Origin of the sequence: Sphingobium tyrosinilyticum, from assembly GCF_042654265.1 — a bacterium.
GTDB lineage: Bacteria > Pseudomonadota > Alphaproteobacteria > Sphingomonadales > Sphingomonadaceae > Sphingobium > Sphingobium tyrosinilyticum.
On the sequence record NZ_JBHSFZ010000003.1, the window covers coordinates 25,915 to 42,992 of the forward strand.

The following is a 17,078-nucleotide window of genomic DNA, read 5'->3' on the forward strand; positions in this document are numbered from 1 at the left end:
TTCTTACCTCAGCCTACGAGAATGGCAGTGTCGGAAGTGAAGCTGAACTTCGGCACTTCCAGGTTCTTAGGCGCGGGGCCTTTGCGGATGCGAGCAGCCGTGTCGTACGACGAACCGTGGCAGGGGCAGAAATAGCCGCCAAACTCGCCACGATTTTCACCCTCGCCTGCGCCCAGCGGGACGCAGCCCAGATGGGTGCACACGCCCATGGTGATCAGCCACTGCTTCTTGCCGTCCACGGTGCGCTCTTCCAGCGTCTGCGGATCGCGCAGGCTGGATACGTCAACCTTGTCGGCTTCAGCGATTTCCTTGTCCGTCAGGTGACGGACGAAAAGCGGCTGCGAGCGGAAGGTCGTCTTGATCGCCTGACCCGGCTGGATCGCCGACAGATCGACCTCGGTCGAAGCGAGCGCCAGCACGTCGGCGCTGGGGTTCATCTGATCGACGAGCGGAATGACGACGGCGACAGCACCGACCCCCGCGAAGCTTACTGCGGCGATGTTGATGAAGTCGCGACGGCGCACTCCACCTTCGCCGGATAGACCTTGGCTGTCCGTATGTTCAACGCTCGCCATGCACCTCAACCCTTGCAAAGACGTCCCTGTTACCCGCCGCATTGCCGTCGCCGGCCCTGGTTATCAGGGGATTTGCGCGCCCATAGAATATGGGCCCCGCCTTTCCCCCTGGCGTGGTTCGCGGGCCTGATAGACCCAGGATGCACTCTTTGCCAACAGCAATTTGGCCAAGCCTATGACAATTTGCCCTGCTGCATTATGGGCGGGCCATGCGTATTGCCCTTTACCAACCCGAGATCGCGGGGAATGTCGGCGCCATATTGCGCCTTGCCGCCTGTTTTTCCGTGCCTGTGGACATCATCATGCCGATGGGATTCGCCTTTTCAGACGCCCGGCTGAAGCGCGCGGCTATGGACTATGGCGCGGCGGCCGAGGTGACCCGGCACTCGAATTTCCAGGCATTTGACGAGCTTCGCCGTGCACAGGGCCGCCGCCTGGTGCTGATGAGCAGTCATGCGTCCCACCCCCTGCCCGAGGTGAATTTCCAGGGCGACGACATATTGCTGATGGGGTCGGAAAGCGCGGGCGTGCCGGATGCCGTGCGCGATATGGCGGACCTGCGCGTACGAATCCCGATGGCGCCGGGCTTCCGATCCTTGAACATCGCCGTTTCGACGGGCATCGCCGTCGCAGAAGCTCTTCGCCAGACTGGACAATTTCCGCAATGACCCTTTCTCTCGACCCCAAGCAGCAAGCTGCCCGCACCTGGTTCGAATCACTGCGCAACCGCATTTGCGCTGAATTCGAGGCTATCGAGCGGGAGGCGGGAAGCGATGCCTCCTTCATCTATACGCCGTGGGACCGCGAAGCGGCCGGCCTGACGCCCGGCGAAGGCGGCGGGGGCGTGCGCGGCGTCATGAAAGGCAAAATTTTCGAGAAGGTCGGCGTCAATGTCTCGACCGTCGCGGGGGAGTTCGCGCCCGAGTTCGCAAAGACCATTCATGGCGCCGACGAAAGCCCCGCCTTCTTCGCCACCGGAATCAGCCTGGTCGCGCATATGGCCAATCCGCATGTGCCCGCCGTCCACATGAACACGCGCTATCTGGTTACGTCCAAAAGCTGGTTCGGCGGCGGGGCGGACCTCAACCCCCCTCTCCCGCGCGAAGAGGATACGGCGCATTTTCATGCCGAGCTGCAGGCAGCCTGCGACGCGCATGATGCGGACTATTATCCCCGCTTCAAGGCTTGGGCCGACGACTATTTCTTCATCCCGCACCGGGGCGTTCATCGCGGCGTCGGAGGCATTTTCTACGATCATCTGGAATGTACGGATGACGCTGGGTTCGAGGCGAATTTCGCCTTCACTCGCGCGGTCGGTGACGCGTTCCTGAAAGCCTTTCCGCCGATCGTGCGGCGGCGGATGGGCGAAAGCTGGGCGGATGAAGATTACCGGACGATGCTGGAATGGCGCGGCCGCTATGCGGAGTTCAACCTGGTGCATGACCGGGGCACGCTGTTTGGCCTCAAGACCGGGGGCAATATCGACGCCATATTGATGAGCCTCCCGCCGATGGCGAGCTGGAGCTGAGGCCGTGGGCCTGACGCCCGTCGCCAATGACCAGATCGCGACGATCGTCACGCATCTGGAGATGGTGGAGCGGCCGAAGCCAGCGCCTATCCCGCCCGCGCCGCTGCGACTCGTACCGTGGAAGCAACCTGCTCCGGACGCTTATCGCGCACTGTTCCGGCGCGTGGGGGAGCCGTGGCTATGGTTCTCACGCCTGGTGATGAGCGACAAGGAACTGTCCGCGATCATTCATGATCCTGCGGTCCAGATATTCGCCGTCACCGACCCGCGCGGCGTGGAAGTGGGCTTGCTGGAGCTGGATTTCCGCACCCTGCCCGACTGTGAACTGAGCTTCCTCGGCTTCATTCCTGAACTTACCGGCAGGGGATTCGGCAAATGGCTGATGGCGCAGGCAAAGTCGCTCGCCTGGCGCAAGGATGTACGCCGTTTCTGGGTGCATAGCTGCACGCTGGACAGTCCGGGGGCGCTTGGTTTCTACAGGCAAGCGGGGTTCGTGCCGTTCAGGCGCGAGGTGGAGGTCTTTCCCGACCCGCGCCTGACTGGGCTGCTAAGCCGGGACGCCGCGCCGCATGTGCCGGTGCTGGGTCAGCCGGCCTCGGCCTGACGGTAGAGGCGGGCGAGCATCACCAGCATATAGACTTGCACCACCGTTGACACGACGGCCGCCGCGATCCCGCCGGTGAGACGCGCGCCCTCCGCTCCTGCGACGAGGCGTCCGACCAGGCCGAAGATCACCTGCGCCGCCGACCCGACGATGGCTGACAGCAGCGTCAGCACCAGGATGAAGCCAAGCAGTCGCCAGAAATGGCCGCGGGTCAGCGCCCAGCTATGCCGCAGCGAGGCGGAGACCCCTTCCTTGCCATCGATCACGACAGGATTGAGCAACAGCAGGCGGACGCTGCCGAACAGCATCACGCCGCCCAGACCAAGGCCCAGCAGCATGGCCAGCGCAGCGCTTGCGGCCTTGGCGACGAACGAGATGGCGACCACGATGATCATCCCGACGATCGCGACGCCCAGCAGCACGCCGACCACTGTGAGCGCCGTGCCCAGCAGAACGGGCAAGCGGGAGAGGCTCAAGCGCAGCGCTTCGCCGACGCTGATCCCCGGCCGCAGCGCCAGCGCGAACAGGGCGAGCGAGCCGAACCAGATGATGATGACGCCGATCAGCATGGACAGCCCGAAGCTGAATGGAACGTCGGGCAAAGCGCCTTTCTCCATGGTCCAATTGGCGAGTTCCGGCGGGGTCATTTCCTGAAGGATGAGGCCGGGCAGCGCGACGAACAGCAGGGCGACCGGGAACAGCAGGCTGCGTTCGCGCGCGACGAAGGCGACCGCTTCTTCCCATGCCTTGCCGATCGACATCACCGTCATATCTTCGCCTTAGTTATCGTGCGGAAAATCGCGGAGGAGACTTGATCGCTCCCCTCGCCCAAGTCAAGGAAGCGCCATGTCATCGCCCTCTCCCACTCCTGCCGGCGCTCAGCAGATTGAATGGCGAGTGGATTCCGCGCCGGTCGATTATCCGGCCGCGCTTGCCGACATGGAGGCGCGGGCGATGGCGATCTTCGAAGGCGAGGCGCGCGAGCGCGTCTGGCTGCTCGAACATCCGCCGCTTTATACCGCGGGGACGAGCGCCCATCCCGCGGAACTGATCGACCCGCGCTTTCCGGTCCATGAGGCGGGGCGCGGAGGACGCTATACCTATCATGGGCCGGGGCAGCGGATCGGCTATCTCAACATCGACCTGCGGGAGCGGGGCAAGGATGTGCGCAACTTCGTCCATCATCTGGAAGGGTGGATGATCGATGCGCTGGCGGATCTGGGCGTCGCGGCGCGGCGGGCCGACGGGCGGATCGGCATCTGGACTGACGATCTTGACGGGCGCGAGGCGAAGATCGGCGCGCTCGGCATCCGAGTGCGGCGCTGGGTGACGCTGCATGGATTCTCGATCAATGTGGACCCCGATCTGTCGCATTTCGGGGGCATTGTGCCGTGCGGGCTGGCGGAATATCCGGTCACCAGCCTTGCGGCGCTGGGGAAGACAGCGTCGATGGCTGCTTTGGACGCCGCGCTTGAGGCGCATTTTCCAGCTTTTCTCAGCCAATTGCGGCGCTGCGGCGCGGGGGTTGAGCAATGCGGGACTGGCGGCTAGGGTCTGCGCTTTCGCCGGGTGGGGGGCCGCCGGGCTTGAGGATGTTTGGGAGACCCGGATGCGTGGCAACGCAAGGATGATCTTTACCGCCCTGTTGCTGGCGGGCTGCGCGGCTCTGGCGGGGTGCGGCAAGGACGACAAGAGCAGCAACGCGGTGCAGATGAAGGATCTGGAGGTCGTGGACGGCACTACCACCGACGCCATGACGGACTTGGACGGCGTGCAGAGCGAAGTGCCCGCCGCGTCTTTGCCGTCCGCTGGGGGAAATAACAGCGCCGCCGCCGCGCCCAAGCCGGAACCGGCGGCCAACGCCACGCCGGGCGAGACGGAAGTGCTGTCGGATCAATAGAAGGAGCAAGGCGTTCAGGCGCAATACAGGCGCCGCGGACAAGGCATATCATAACAGAAAGCCTGCTCGATCGTCGTTCACAAAGGGGAAGCCATGACATCCTGTTCCACCCTGCGCCGGATCGTTTCCGGGCTGATGCTAGCCGCCGCGCCCATCATTGCGCAGCCGGCCGCCGCCCAATTCTTCTGGTCGCCGCCTGATTTCTCCACGCCGCCGCTGACCGATGCGGAAGCCGCGACGGCGTTGGGCCTACCGGGCGCCACGGCGGAGGAAATCCGCGCCGGGCTGGTGTGGAACCTGCGCGCGGCGCTGAACGTCGCGGCGCTGCAGTGCCAGTTTGAGCCGACGCTGCTGTCGATCAGCAACTATAATGCAATGATCGCGCACCATGACGCCGAACTGGACGCGGCGCAGGCGGCGCTGCTGGGCTATTTCCAGCGGACGGTGGGCAAGGGCAAGCCGGGCCAGGCGGCGGCGGACCAATATGGCACGCGCATCTATTCGGGCTATTCAACGGTGCAGGCGCAGCGCGGTTTCTGCCAGGCGGCGGCGCTGGTCGGACGCCAGGCGATCTTCGCCAATCGCGGCTCGCTCCATGATGTCGCGCGCACCGGACTTGGCTCGATCAAGAAGTCGCTGGTGCTGGCGGGCGAGCAATTTTACGGCGATCCGGGGCGGAGCTATTCGCTGGTCCTGCCTTCCTTCGACAAGAAATGCTGGAAGAAGGACAAGCTGCGGCCGGAATGCCAAGTGGCGTATAATCAGCAGGTTGGGGCGCAGTAAGGACCGCGCCTTAAACCTTACCTCCGTTCTCGCTGTTGGAAGTGGAAGGGCTTTTCTTCTCTTGAGGTGGTGAAGGGCTTCGACAGGCTCAGCCCGAACGGGGTGTGCTTCGGGCCATTTGCGTGGTTCTTCAACCACCGTCCACCTGCATATTGTTTCTCGACTTCGCTCGAAACGAACGGAGGTCGGGGACAGGCGGGCTTCAGCGCAGCCCGAGATATTTGTGGGATTGAAGGCTTAGGCGCCAGCGCGGGCGGGCCATCACCAGGTCGATGGCGGCCTGCATGTTGGCGTTGGCGTTCGGGTCGTCGAGCGGCTGGATCAGCAGATGATCGAAGGCCCAGCCTTCCATCGCCTGCACATCGGCGAGGCTGTGCCCTGCGCCCGGCTGCGGCCAGACCAGCTTGAGTTCATTGCCGCTACGCTGAACGACCTCGCTGCCCGCCTTGGGGCTGATGCAGACCCAATCGATAGCCGGATGCGCGGCGATGGTGCCGTTGCTTTCGATCGCGATCGTGAAGCTGCGGGCATGGAGGGCGTCGATTAGGGCGTCATCGATCTGCAGCATCGGCTCGCCGCCGGTGAGGACGATATAGCGCCCCTCCTCCCCTTCACCCCAGAAAGCGAGCGCAGCATCGGCCAGCGATGCAGCATCGGCGAACTTGCCCCCGCCATCGCCATCGGTGCCGACGAAGTCGGTGTCGCAGAACTGACAAACAGCCTTGCGCCGGTCCTCTTCCCGGCCGGTCCAGAGATTGCATCCGGCAAAGCGCAGGAAGACGGCGCGGCGGCCGCTATGCACTCCTTCGCCCTGAAGGGTCAGGAACATTTCCTTGACGGCATAGGTCATCCGCCCTGCCCCTTACGGCCTTGCCGCATAGCGGGTGGGATCGGGCAGGCCAGCCTCCTCGAACCCCTTGGACCGCAGGCGGCAGCTGTCGCACAGGCCGCAATGCTGATCGTTCGGGGCAGGATCATAGCAGGACCAGCTGATCCCGGCATCGAGGCCCAGGCGATGGGCTTCGCGGACGATATCGGCCTTGCTCATATGCTGGAGCGGCGCATTGATGCGGATAGGATGTCCTTCCACCCCGGCCTTGGTCGCGAGCGCGGCCATCTTCTGAAAGGCGTCGATAAATTCTGGCCGACAGTCGGGATAGCCCGAATAATCGAGGGCGTTGACGCCGATGAAGACGTCATTGGCGCCCGACACTTCGGCAAGACCGAGCGTCAGCGACAGGAAGATGGTGTTACGAGCGGGTACGTAGGTGTTGGGGATTCCCGCGCCGACGCCGCCCTTGGGCACTGACATGTCCGCCGTCAGCGCAGAGCCGCCGAAAGCGGTAAGATCGAGCGGCAGGACGATGTGGCGGATCGCGCCCAGTGCCGAGGCGACACGGGCCGCCGCGCTCAGTTCGACACGATGCCGCTGGTTATAATCGATCGTCAGCGCGACGACATGATAGCCCGCCTCGCGGGCGAGCCCGCCCGCGACCATCGAGTCGAGCCCGCCCGACAACAGGACGACAGCGAATTTCCCTTTATTGGCAGCCATAGGCCCGCGCTACCGCCCCTAACGGCTCGGCGCAAGTCGTCGGGTCAGTGACAGGCGCCGATCCGCCGCGCTTCCATGCTGAAGGAGAAAGGCGCGCCGTCGGCCACGCCCTGCGAACGGATTTGCACCAGACGCGGCGTTTCGATCCGGATGTCAGTGCGTCCTCCGCCCGCGCCGGCGCAGTCATAGCTGATCGCCAGCCGTTTCGCGCTTTCGTCCACCGTCAGCCTTTTGCAGCTGTTGCGGGCATGGCGTAGCTGGATCAACTGGCGCATGTCAGCAAGGCAGATATTGCGGACGCCGCCCCTTTCCCCTTCGTCCGGCCGTTCACGCAATTCCCATTCGCCCGGCTCAAGCCCCTTGAGCGGTGGCGCGGAGAGTGCCTGGGACGCGGTCGGAGATGCGGCGATCAGCATCGTAACGGCCACGCGCAAGGCGTGCAGACCTGTCGTCATTCGATAGCCCCCGTCTTTCATCGCGAACTCCGGAGCGGCTTGCCGCATGCATGGTAGCTTCCCTAGCCTCCATACACCTCATCACGGCTATTTGATAACGCCAGCCCCCGCAGACGCATCAAGCTGTTCCGAAATCGCAATAAATTCCTGTCAGCCTTGCACGAAGCTGTCCAGCGAAACCGGGAAGAGTCGCGAGCAAAAGGCGCAATCGACCCCGATGACGCCCTGCTCATCGGCCATCTGCGCACGTTCTTCCGCCGGGAAGCGGCCGATGACGCTGCGGATATGGGCAAGGTCGCAGCGGCAACCCTTGGTCAGGTCAACAGGTTCGGTGACGCGCACCGCCTCTTCCTCATGGAACAGGCGCCAGACGATGTCGGTTAGCGGCAGGGCTTCGTCGGTCAGTTCCTCGTCCTTGAGGGTCACGGCCAGCGCCTGCACATGTTCCCATTCGGGATGATCATGCCGGGTGTGCAACCGTTCACGGCCGACCTCGCCCTCGGGCAAATGCTGGAGCATCATGCCTGCGGCAAAGCAGCCCTGGTCAGCTTCGTGACGAACAGCAATCTGCACGACGCTCGGGATCTGTTCGGATTGGAAGAAATAATGTTCCGCGGCATCAGCCAGCGAATCGCCGTCGAGCGGCACGATGCCTTGATAGCGTTCGCCGGTCACCGCCTGGTCGAAGGTGATGGCCAGATAGCCCTTGCCGAACACGCCGAACAGCGTCGGATCGGGGCCAAGTTCGGCCAGCCGATCGGCATCGAACTTGGCATAACCGCGCACTTCGCCGCCCTTGTAATCAGCGACGAGCAGTCTGACGACGCCATTTTCGGTCTGCGCCTGGAGCGTCAGCTGTCCGTCCACATCCTTGAGCGTGGAGCCGAGCAATGCCGCGAGAACCAGCGCTGAGGCGAGCAGCCGCTCAATCGGGGGCGGGTAGCTGTGCGCGGCCAGCACATCGTCGAGCACCGGGCCCAAGCGCAGGATGCGGCCGCGCGCATGGCGCGAGGGGATGGTGAAACCCAGGGCCTGGTCGATATGAGTAGTCGAGTTCAAGTCAGGCTCCATTCAACCCCGCAAAGGGCGATTGTAAAAAATCCATCGGGCGCGAGAATCCTACGAAGAACCGTCATGCCGAACCGCAGGTCAGCGCAGCGAAACATGTTCAGCATGACGACTGCGGATAGGCGGTCTCGTCAGTTGCCGCTCTAGATAAGACGCGTCATCCGAAACTCAACCGAGGCGGTGCGCAGCCCAGAGCAGAACCGACTTTTGCGCATGGATACGGTTTTCCGCCTCGTCCCAGATCACCGATTGCGGGCCATCGATCACTTCGGGCACCACTTCCTCGCCACGGTGGGCGGGCAGGCAGTGGAGGAACTTTGCGCCTGGCTTCGCCTTCGCCATCAATTCGGGCGTCACCTGATAGGGCATCATCGCCTTCAGCTTTTCGTCGGCATGCGCCTGGCCCATCGAAATCCATGTGTCGGTAACGACCGCATCGGCGCCCGCGACGGCGGCAACGGGATCTCGGGTGAGCGTGATGCCTGCGCCTAGCGCCTGCGCTTCCTTGATGAAGGCGTGGTCGGGCTCATAGCCTTCGGGCACGGCGATTCGGACGTCGAACTTGAACAGGCCCGCGGCCTCTATGATCGAGTGAAGCACATTATTGCCGTCGCCCAGCCATGCCCATTGGCTTCCGGGCAGCGCCAGGCCATGCTCCACCACCGTCAGAAGGTCGGCGGCGATCTGGCAGGGATGCGACAGGTCGGTCAGGCCATTGATGACCGGGACGGTCGCATGGCGAGCCATTTCCTCGATCTTTCCATGATCATCGGTGCGGATCATGATCATGTCGCACATGCGGCTGAGGACGCGCGCGGTGTCCGCGATGGTTTCGCCCCGGCCGAGCTGACTGGTCGCGCCGTCGAGGATAAGTGACGTGCCGCCAAGCTGGCGGATCGCCATGTCGAAGCTGACGCGGGTGCGGGTCGAGTTCTTCTCGAAGATCATCGCCAGCGTATGGCCTGCGAGCGGCGCGTCGGCGTCGGCCTTGCCCTTGGGCAAACCCTTGCGCGCGGCTTTGCGGTCGATGGCGTCGCTGATCATGGCGGCGAGAGCATCGCCGCCGGCGTCGGACAGGTTAAGGAAATGTCTGGTCATAGGGATATCCCCTTTCATCACCCCCGTTCGCGCTGAGGGGGACTGAGCTTGTCGAAGGCCCGTATCGAAGCATTCACAAACCCAGTCTCTCGATACGCCATTTCGACAGGCTCAATGGCTACTCAGGACGAACGGCGATTGTTCAGGCCGCGGCCGCCTCCGCAAAGCTGCGCGCACCGGCGGACAGCTTTTCGATACATTCGGCGACATGGCTTTCATCGATGACGAGCGGTGGCAGGATACGCACGACATTCTGGCCCGCCCCGACCGTCAGCAGCCCGTGATCGTCGCGCAGATGCGCCACGAAGCTACGCGAATCCACATCATCCTTGAGCTTGACGCCGAGCATCAGGCCAAGCCCACGCACATCTTCGAACATGTCGTGGTTGGGGATGAGCTGCTCCAGCGCCGAGCGCAGGCGCGCGCCGATGCTGTTTACATGGTCGAGAAAGCCGTCGCCCAGCACTTCGTCCAGCACGGCCATGCCCACCGCCATGGCGAGCGGATTGCCGCCATAGGTCGAACCATGAGTGCCGAACACCATGCCCTTGGCCGCTTCCTCGGTCGCGAGGCATGCGCCAAGCGGGAAGCCCGCGCCGATGCCTTTCGCGACGGCCATGATATCGGGCGTCAGGCCATATTGCTCATAGGCGAAGAAGGTGCCGGTACGGGCATAGCCGCACTGCACTTCGTCGAGGATCAGCAGCATGCCCTGTTCGTCGCACAGCTTGCGCAGGCCGGAGAGGAACTCCTGGGTTGCGGGCGTCACGCCGCCTTCGCCCTGCACGGTTTCGACCAGGAAACCGGCCGTGTTGTCATCGACCGCCGCGGTGGCCGCTTCAAGGTCGTTGAACGGCACCACGGTGAAGCCGGGCAGCAGCGGTTCGAAGCCGTCGCGCATCTTGGGCTGGCTGGTCGCGGAAATCGTGCCCAGCGTCCGGCCGTGGAAGGCATTGTCGAAGCTGATGATCTTGTGCCGGTGCGCCTGCCCATTGGCATAATGGTAACGGCGCGCGGTCTTGATCGCGCACTCGACCGCCTCCGCGCCCGAATTGGTGAAGAAGACCGTGTCGGCGAAGGTCGTATCGACCAGCCGCTGCGCGAACTTCTCCCCCAGCGGCATGCCGTAGAGGTTCGACGTGTGCATCAGCCTCGCAGCCTGATCGGCGATCGCCTTCACCAGCTTGGGATGGCCATGGCCGAGCAGATTGACCGCGATCCCGCTGGCGAAATCGAGATAGCGTTCGCCACGCTCGCCGATCAGATAGCAGCCCTCGCCTCGCACCGGGCGGACATCGCACCGGGGGTAAACGGGCATGAGCGGCGTAATCGACATGGTGGCCCTCCCTTCGCTGGGCTGATGCAAAAAGTTCCAAAACGCAAAAAGGCGGCCCCCGCCGGGCCGCCCTTTGCGAGCGTCGCCTATACTAGCGCCGCCGGGGTGGTGCAAGTCTGCTGAAAGCCTGTCTTCCCTTCTAGAGTTTCGCCCGATTTCTCGACTGCGCTCGAAATGAACGGAGGTTGAGGCGCCCCTACGCGATCTGGTTCCAGGCGTCGGCAATCTCGGCGATGATGTCCCGGGCCTGCTCGGCATGTTCGGCCGAACGCTCCTTGGCGCTCAGCAACAGCAGACGGCGGGCTTCGCGGTAGATTTGGGCGAGCCCCGTGGCGATGTCGCCGCCCTTGTCGAAGTCGAGGCTGGATTCGAGCGCGATCAGGATCGACATGGCGCGCGCCTGCTTATCGGAAACCTTGAGGCGGTCGTTATTCCGTTCGGCGAGCGCGGTGGCTTCCAGCGCGATCAGCAGTTCGTCGAACAGCACCTTGACCAGCGCATGGGGCGTCGCGCCTTCGATCCGGCTGCCCGAATGCACCGCCGCATAACGGCGCGCCGCGTTGGCGCCTGCATAACCCTGAGAGTAGAACATCTTATCTGACCCCTATTATCAATTATCGCTCTTGGTCCACATGGCGACCTGCTGCTCAAGATAGGTCTGTGTCGCCTTGAACGCTGAAAGCCGCTTCTCCATCGCGGTATAAACCTTGGAAAGCTGCGCCTGGTAATCGGTCATCTGATCATTGAGCTTATCGAGCTGCTCCTTCAGATCGTCGCCCAGCTTTTCATATTTTGCCTTCGCCGTGGCGAGCGGCCCGTCCTTCTGCTGGATCTTGTCACGGACGCTGTCCATGAGGCCCGCAAGGCCCGGCGTCGTGTCCGACTTGACCGCCGGATTGAGCATCCGGGTGATGCCGGCGGCGTCTGCGACCAGCGCCTTGTCGAGCGCTTCAGTGTCCAGCTTCAGCGTGCCGTCGCGGTTGGTGCTCACCCCTATGGAGGACAGCGTCTTGTAAGTGCCGCTGGTTGCGAGAACCGTGGAGGTCATCTGCGACAGCTGTCGCTTCATGTCGCGGATCGATGCTTCGCCGTTCAGCACGCCTGCGCTGGACGAATCCGCGCCTTTCGCCGTCGCGCTGTTCAGCGCCTTCATCAGCGTGTTGTAGGCATCGACGAACTCGACCATCAGGTCGCGCATCGACGTAGTCGGCTCGGTGGAGGCGAGCGTCACGCTGGTGCCGGGCGCAGCCTTGTTGAGGTCGATGCGCAGGTTGGCGATGGCCGTATCGACGGTATTGCTGGAATAATGTTGCTCGACGCCGTCGAGCAGAATGATCGCGTCCTTGGCCTGGACCTGGCGGGTCATGCCGCCGGTCGCGCCGTCCCAGGTGAAGGCGTCGAGCGCCGTGTTCGCCGATGTGTTGGTGAAGGTGAAGCTGTTTGCCGCGCCGGTCGCGCCCTTCATGACGAGGCGCGTGCCTTGGTTGTCGGTGATGACGCTGGCGGTGACGCCCGTCCCGGCTGCGTTGATCGCGGCGGCGAGGTCGGCATAGGTGGCGTTGGCCGCAAGCGTGATCGGCACTGCAGCGCCTGCGCCGACTTTCAGCGAAAAGCTGCCCGCACCAAGCTGCGTGGAAGCAGTCGCCCCCACCACCGGCGCGGATGAGATCGTCTGCGCGGCGGCGAGCTGCCGCACTTCAAGCTGGGCAGGCAGCTTTGGCACGCCGCCGGGCAGCAGGCTGACGGCGGCGATGCTGGGATCATTGGAGGCAGGCGAGCCGGCAAACCCCGTTCCGGCGAGCAGGCTGTTCAACGCATCGGCGAAGGTGTCGAGCGAGCTGGAGGCAGACCCCAGCGCCGAAATCCTGGCATTGTTGGTGGTCTGCCGGTCGGTAATGACCTTCTGCTTGGGATCGCGCGCGGCGCTTACCAGGCTGGTGACCAACGCGCTGGTGTCGATACCCGATCCAATGCCGAGGGCCGTAGCTATGCTGCCGCTTACCGAGGTCATCATCCGTCCTTTCGAAAGTGAGAACGGCTCTAGGGCGAAGACCTTTAGGAAAGATTTTCATGGTTAAGAAAGATCGCCCGCACAGGCGATCTTACTCAGTTCCCGGTCGAAAGCAGCTGATCGACGGTCCCACGCTTCAGATGCGCCTGCGCCGCATGGGCGTAGCTCGCCTGCTCCGCGATACGCTTGCCCAGCATCACCGCGCTTTCGACGGCTTCCCTGGATGCGGGCGGCAACGGAACCAGAATGATCGGTGCGGGTAGCAGTGACTGGAGTTCCGCCTCTGCGCCTTCAATGGTCGGGGCGCTGGCGGCCGAGCGCAGGTCCGCGAGAATATCGGCGACCTTGGCATGCACCTTTGCATATTCCGCGGCGCTGGCGAGATCATCTTCCGAAAGATCTGCGCCGATTTCGCCTTCATGGGGCTTGCCCGCATGCGGATCGACGCCTTGCTGCGCTGTTACCGGCTGGACCGCGGGCACGGCCGAAGGCGCACGGGCCTTAGCCCGATCACCCTGCGTTAAGTCGCTCCGCGAAACATATTCGTTCATGACGCACCATCCTAATGCGTCCCCGTGAAGATATTACGGTCAGCGATGCCTAAGATTTAGTTCACCTTGACACTTTTTTTCAGACCTTCCGTCCGTCCGCGTCGAAGCGCAGATCGTCGGGCACATTGATGAAGGGCCGGTCCATCTCGCCCGCCATCCGGTTTTCGACCCGGAAGACGAAGGCCAGCACGGTGGCGACCGCCATATAGAGCCCTTCATTGACGATCTGCCCAGCCCGCGAGGTGAAGTAGATGGCGCGCGCCAGATCGGGATATTGAAGGACGGTAACGCCATTCTGGTCCGCCAGTTCGCGGATGGCGGCGGCGATCGCGTCGCATCCCTTCGCCACCACGACCGGCGCGGCGTCCTGACCGGGCTTGTAGCGCAGGGCGACGGCGAAATGGGTCGGGTTGGTGATGATGACGCTGGCTTCGGCCACCGCCTTGCGCGTCGATCCGCTCAGCACCTCGAACTGGCGCCGTCGGATATGGCCCTTCAGTTCGGGCGAGCCTTCGCTTTCCTTATTTTCGTCCTTGATGTCCTGCTTGCTCATGGCGAGCCGCTTGGACCTCTGCATGATTTGCGCGGGCACATCGATACCGGCGATCAGGAACAGCCCCCCCGCCATGATCAGGCAGGTCATGATGAACATATTGCCGAGGTCGGACATGGCCGGGGCAAGGCCCGACGACCCCAGGCCGATGATGGCGGTCAGCCGGTCCCAGATCAGCCAGACCCCGATCGATCCCAACAGCGCCACCTTGGCGATGGATTTCATCAGTTCGATCAGGCCCTGAACGCCGAAGATGCGCTTGAGGCCAGCGGCTGGATTGAGCTTCGATGCCTTGGGCGCAAAGGCGCCGGGACGGAAACCGAACGAGCCCAGGATCGCCGGCCCGGCGATCGCCGCGAGCGTGGTCGCCAGCAATATGCCGCCAACCGGCAAGGCAATGCCGGTCAGCAGGCTCATGCCACGCGCAGCCGGGGCGAAATCCATGATGTCCTCGCGCCGGAACCGCAGCGCTTCGATCAGCATCTGGGACAGCGATTCGACGACCGACGGTCCGGTGACCGCGATCCAGCCGATGCCCGCCATGACGACGAGCGCCGTCGCCAGTTCCTTGGATTGGAGGATGTCGCCTTTCTTGGCGGCATCCTGCAATTTCTTCTGGGTCGGCTTTTCGGTCTTTTCGCCGCCACCGTTGCTACCGGACATGGTTCAGCGCCCTTCCGCGATTGACTGAGCCTGGTCGAGCCCAGCCTTGAGCGCGGCGGTCAGTCCCTCCCCCATCACTGGCGCGGCAATGGCCAGCAAAATGAGGCCCGCCATCACCGCGACGGGCATGCCCACCGCGAAGAGGTTGAGCGAGGGCGCGCTACGCGCAAGCATGCCCATGATGATCTGCACCAGCACCAGCGCAAAGCCGACGGGCAGCGCCACGGTGACGCCCGCGCCGAGGAGCGAACCGCCAAACTGGACCAGATGCCACACCGCATCGTTGCTCATCATTGCGCCGCCGGGGGGCATCGCCTTGTAGCTTTGCACCACGAAGCTGGCGAGCATCAGATGGCCGTCCATGCCCAGCAGCAGGAAGGTGGCGAGAATGGAGAGGAAGGTCCCCACCGCCTGCGTCGCCTGACCCGATGACGGATCGACCATCGCGGCGAAGTTCAAACCCATGGCGTTGCCGATAGTCTCCCCCGCGACGAAGGCGGCGGCATAGCCGATCTGCACCGCAAAGCCCATTGCGAGCCCGGCCAGCACTTCGCCCGCCACCATCATGATGCCCTCAAAGCTGGCGACGCCGTCATGCGGCAGCTGGATGGTGACGCTGTTGAGCGCGGCAAGGCCAAGGGCGAGCGAGAGGATGAAGCGCAACGGCAGCGGCACGGCGGGCGCGCCGAATACGGGCGCCGCGATGAAGGCCGCGCCGGGACGGATCATGGCGATTAGCCAGATCCACAGCTGCGTCTCCACATTCGCGAAGCCCGGTGCGATCATTGGAGCAGGTCCGGGATGCGTTCGAATATCTCGCGGGTGAAATCGGCGATCAGGACCAGGATCGATCCGCCGAACAGCACCAGCATCGCGCCCACGACGATGATCTTGGGAATGAAGCTCAACGTCTGTTCGTTGATCGAGGTGGCGGCCTGCACCATGCCGATGAGTACGCCCGCGATCAGCGCAGGGATCAGGATGGGCGCCGCAGCGAGCGCCGTGATCCAGAGCGCCTGCTGGGCGAGGCCCATGAAGAAGTCGGCATTGTCCATAGGCTAAACGCCTCGCCCCGTTCGCCCTAAGCCCATCGACCCGTCAGGGCGGCGAAGCCAACGGCGCGCGCGTGCTTCGACATTCGAAAGAGACAAGTTGCTCATTCGAACAGCACGAACGAGGGTGGAGGGTCGGTTTCCCATCATGTCGCAAACGACCCAGCCAGCGACCCCATCGTCAGCGCCCATCCATCCACCAGCACGAACAGCAGCAGCTTGAACGGCATGGAAATGATCGTCGGCGACAACATCATCATGCCTAGCGCCATCAGCGTGGAGGCGACGACAAGGTCGATGATGAGGAATGGCAGGAAGATCATGAAGCCGATCTGGAAGGCGGTCTTCAGCTCACTGGTCACGAAGGCGGGCAGCAGGATCGAGAAGGGAATGTCGGCAGGCGAGCGGAAGGCGGGCGCTTCGGCGAGGTTGGCGAACAGCTTGAGGTCCGTCTCGCGTGTCTGCTTGGTCATGAAGCCGTGCAGCACCTTACCCGACCGGCCGACCGCTTCCTCGACACTGATCTGACCCTTTCCATAGGGATCGAATGCCTGCGCGTTGATCTGGTCGATGGCCGGCCGCATCACGAACAGCGACAGGAACAGCGAGAGGCCTACCAGCACCTGATTGGGCGGCGTCTGTTGCAGGCCGAGCGCCTGGCGCAGCAGCGACAGGACGATGATGATACGGGTGAAGCTGGTCATCATGAGCACGAGCGACGGCAGAACCGACAGCAAGCTCATGAGGACGAGTATCTGCAAGGACAGCGACAGCGAACGGCCGTCGCCCGAAATCTGGCCCATGGCGCGGGTCAGCGCGCCGCCATTATCGACAGGTGCGGCAGGAGCAGCCTGCGCGGCCGCCTGGGCCAGAGCGGGCGTGGCATGAAGGAGGCAGGAAAGCAGCGCTGCGACCAACAGGACGATCACCGCCCGCCCCGACAGCCGTTCGTGCTGAGCCTGTCGAAGCAAGCGCGATACTGGCCCTTCGACATTCGAACGAGACAAGTGGCTCATTCGAACAGGCCGAACGGACGGGAAAATCTCAGCGACCGGCACGATAGGGATCGCCTTCCGCGATCTTTTCGATCCGGCCGCGGGTGACGGACAGGAGGATCTTCTTGCCCTCGAACTCGACGACGGCGAGCTTGCCGAAGGTGCCGAGCGGCAGCGCCTCCAGCATTTTGAGCGACCGGCCGTCCTGGCCCGCCATCATGCCGGGCTGATATTTGCGCCACAGCCAGAGCGCGCCGAAGGCCATTCCGCCAACAAGCGGCAACAGGATCAGCAGTTTGACGAAATACCAGAACATGGGGCGCAGTCCGCAATGATGGTTAATCGTCTTTC

General features: G+C 63.5%; 22 protein-coding genes. 6 read left to right on the forward strand and 16 right to left on the reverse strand.

The features are described 5' to 3' along the window. Positions 1–8: 8 nt before the first annotated feature. Positions 9–575, reverse strand: a complete 567-nt coding sequence (gene petA, locus ACFO3E_RS01855; protein ID WP_066527047.1) for a ubiquinol-cytochrome c reductase iron-sulfur subunit — start codon at positions 573–575, stop codon at positions 9–11. Between the two features lie 209 nt (positions 576–784). Here petA and ACFO3E_RS01860 point away from each other — a divergent pair, with 209 nt between their 5' ends. Genes ACFO3E_RS01860 through ACFO3E_RS01870 form a run of 3 tightly spaced genes read left to right on the forward strand, consistent with a single transcriptional unit; the run spans position 785 to position 2,707 of the window. Next, entirely contained in the window at positions 785–1,243 is a 459-nt protein-coding gene (locus tag ACFO3E_RS01860; protein WP_066527045.1) for a tRNA (cytidine(34)-2'-O)-methyltransferase, read from the forward strand. Next, on the forward strand, positions 1,240–2,103 hold the full coding sequence (gene hemF / locus ACFO3E_RS01865) for an oxygen-dependent coproporphyrinogen oxidase (protein ID WP_380802024.1): 864 nt from the start codon (positions 1,240–1,242) through the stop codon (positions 2,101–2,103). The genes ACFO3E_RS01860 and hemF overlap by 4 nt, the downstream gene beginning before the upstream one ends. A gap of 4 nt (positions 2,104–2,107) precedes the next feature. Then, positions 2,108–2,707, forward strand: coding sequence for a GNAT family N-acetyltransferase (locus ACFO3E_RS01870; RefSeq protein WP_380802026.1), 600 nt, complete (start codon positions 2,108–2,110; stop codon positions 2,705–2,707). On the opposite strand, the gene ACFO3E_RS01875 is transcribed toward ACFO3E_RS01870, so the two are convergent. Further along, positions 2,689–3,477 carry a DUF7847 domain-containing protein gene (locus tag ACFO3E_RS01875; protein ID WP_066527039.1) on the reverse strand — a complete coding sequence of 263 codons (789 nt, stop codon included), beginning with the start codon at positions 3,475–3,477 and terminating at the stop codon, positions 2,689–2,691. The two genes, ACFO3E_RS01870 and ACFO3E_RS01875, sit on opposite strands and share 19 nt — an antisense overlap. A gap of 76 nt (positions 3,478–3,553) precedes the next feature. On the opposite strand from ACFO3E_RS01875, the gene lipB reads away from it, so the two are divergent. The 3 genes from lipB to ACFO3E_RS01890 all read left to right on the forward strand — a co-directional run bounded on the left by lipB (position 3,554) and on the right by ACFO3E_RS01890 (position 5,390). Then, positions 3,554–4,258 (forward strand): lipoyl(octanoyl) transferase LipB, encoded by a 705-nt coding sequence (lipB, locus tag ACFO3E_RS01880; RefSeq protein WP_380802029.1) that lies wholly within the window; start codon positions 3,554–3,556, stop codon positions 4,256–4,258. A 58-nt stretch (positions 4,259–4,316) separates the two neighbouring features. Then, positions 4,317–4,607 carry a hypothetical protein gene (locus tag ACFO3E_RS01885; protein WP_066529155.1) on the forward strand — a complete coding sequence of 97 codons (291 nt, stop codon included), beginning with the start codon at positions 4,317–4,319 and terminating at the stop codon, positions 4,605–4,607. Positions 4,608–4,700: 93 nt separating this feature from the next. Beyond that, the gene (locus ACFO3E_RS01890; RefSeq protein WP_066527035.1) at positions 4,701–5,390 is read left to right on the forward strand and encodes a hypothetical protein; all 690 of its coding nucleotides are present in this window, start codon (positions 4,701–4,703) and stop codon (positions 5,388–5,390) included. A gap of 202 nt (positions 5,391–5,592) precedes the next feature. Here the strand turns inward: ACFO3E_RS01890 and queE are convergent, their stop codons facing one another. From queE to ACFO3E_RS01960, 14 genes are all read right to left on the reverse strand, one after another. Further along, the gene (gene queE / locus ACFO3E_RS01895) at positions 5,593–6,240 is read right to left on the reverse strand and encodes a 7-carboxy-7-deazaguanine synthase (RefSeq protein WP_380802032.1); all 648 of its coding nucleotides are present in this window, start codon (positions 6,238–6,240) and stop codon (positions 5,593–5,595) included. A 12-nt stretch (positions 6,241–6,252) separates the two neighbouring features. Beyond that, complete coding sequence (gene queC, locus ACFO3E_RS01900; RefSeq protein ID WP_380802034.1) at positions 6,253–6,945, reverse strand: 7-cyano-7-deazaguanine synthase QueC; 693 nt, start codon at positions 6,943–6,945, stop codon at positions 6,253–6,255. A 44-nt stretch (positions 6,946–6,989) separates the two neighbouring features. After that, a complete protein-coding gene (locus ACFO3E_RS01905; protein WP_380802036.1) occupies positions 6,990–7,448 on the reverse strand; it encodes a DUF3617 domain-containing protein in 459 nt (152 codons plus the stop codon). Positions 7,449–7,550: 102 nt separating this feature from the next. Next, positions 7,551–8,459, reverse strand: coding sequence for an Hsp33 family molecular chaperone HslO (hslO, locus tag ACFO3E_RS01910; RefSeq protein ID WP_380802038.1), 909 nt, complete (start codon positions 8,457–8,459; stop codon positions 7,551–7,553). Between the two features lie 177 nt (positions 8,460–8,636). Then, the gene (argF, locus tag ACFO3E_RS01915) at positions 8,637–9,566 is read right to left on the reverse strand and encodes an ornithine carbamoyltransferase (RefSeq protein ID WP_380802041.1); all 930 of its coding nucleotides are present in this window, start codon (positions 9,564–9,566) and stop codon (positions 8,637–8,639) included. A 142-nt stretch (positions 9,567–9,708) separates the two neighbouring features. Next, positions 9,709–10,902, reverse strand: a complete 1,194-nt coding sequence (locus ACFO3E_RS01920) for an aspartate aminotransferase family protein (RefSeq protein WP_380802044.1) — start codon at positions 10,900–10,902, stop codon at positions 9,709–9,711. 196 nt (positions 10,903–11,098) lie between these two features. Continuing rightward, positions 11,099–11,494, reverse strand: coding sequence for a flagellar export chaperone FliS (locus ACFO3E_RS01925; protein ID WP_066527015.1), 396 nt, complete (start codon positions 11,492–11,494; stop codon positions 11,099–11,101). 18 nt (positions 11,495–11,512) lie between these two features. Then, a complete protein-coding gene (gene fliD, locus ACFO3E_RS01930; protein WP_380802268.1) occupies positions 11,513–12,913 on the reverse strand; it encodes a flagellar filament capping protein FliD in 1,401 nt (466 codons plus the stop codon). Between the two features lie 95 nt (positions 12,914–13,008). Next, a complete protein-coding gene (locus ACFO3E_RS01935) occupies positions 13,009–13,464 on the reverse strand; it encodes a hypothetical protein (RefSeq protein WP_380802046.1) in 456 nt (151 codons plus the stop codon). Positions 13,465–13,543: 79 nt separating this feature from the next. Next, positions 13,544–14,680 carry a flagellar type III secretion system protein FlhB gene (flhB, locus tag ACFO3E_RS01940; RefSeq protein WP_380802049.1) on the reverse strand — a complete coding sequence of 379 codons (1,137 nt, stop codon included), beginning with the start codon at positions 14,678–14,680 and terminating at the stop codon, positions 13,544–13,546. 3 nt (positions 14,681–14,683) lie between these two features. Continuing rightward, positions 14,684–15,466 (reverse strand): flagellar biosynthetic protein FliR, encoded by a 783-nt coding sequence (gene fliR / locus ACFO3E_RS01945; RefSeq protein WP_066527006.1) that lies wholly within the window; start codon positions 15,464–15,466, stop codon positions 14,684–14,686. Then, positions 15,463–15,735: a flagellar biosynthesis protein FliQ gene (fliQ, locus tag ACFO3E_RS01950; protein WP_066527003.1), complete on the reverse strand. Its 273-nt coding sequence runs from the start codon at positions 15,733–15,735 to the stop codon at positions 15,463–15,465. The genes fliR and fliQ overlap by 4 nt, the downstream gene beginning before the upstream one ends. A gap of 143 nt (positions 15,736–15,878) precedes the next feature. Beyond that, positions 15,879–16,748, reverse strand: a complete 870-nt coding sequence (fliP, locus tag ACFO3E_RS01955) for a flagellar type III secretion system pore protein FliP (RefSeq protein ID WP_380802053.1) — start codon at positions 16,746–16,748, stop codon at positions 15,879–15,881. A 28-nt stretch (positions 16,749–16,776) separates the two neighbouring features. Continuing rightward, a complete protein-coding gene (locus tag ACFO3E_RS01960) occupies positions 16,777–17,043 on the reverse strand; it encodes a FliO/MopB family protein (RefSeq protein ID WP_021236401.1) in 267 nt (88 codons plus the stop codon). Positions 17,044–17,078 lie beyond the last annotated feature (35 nt).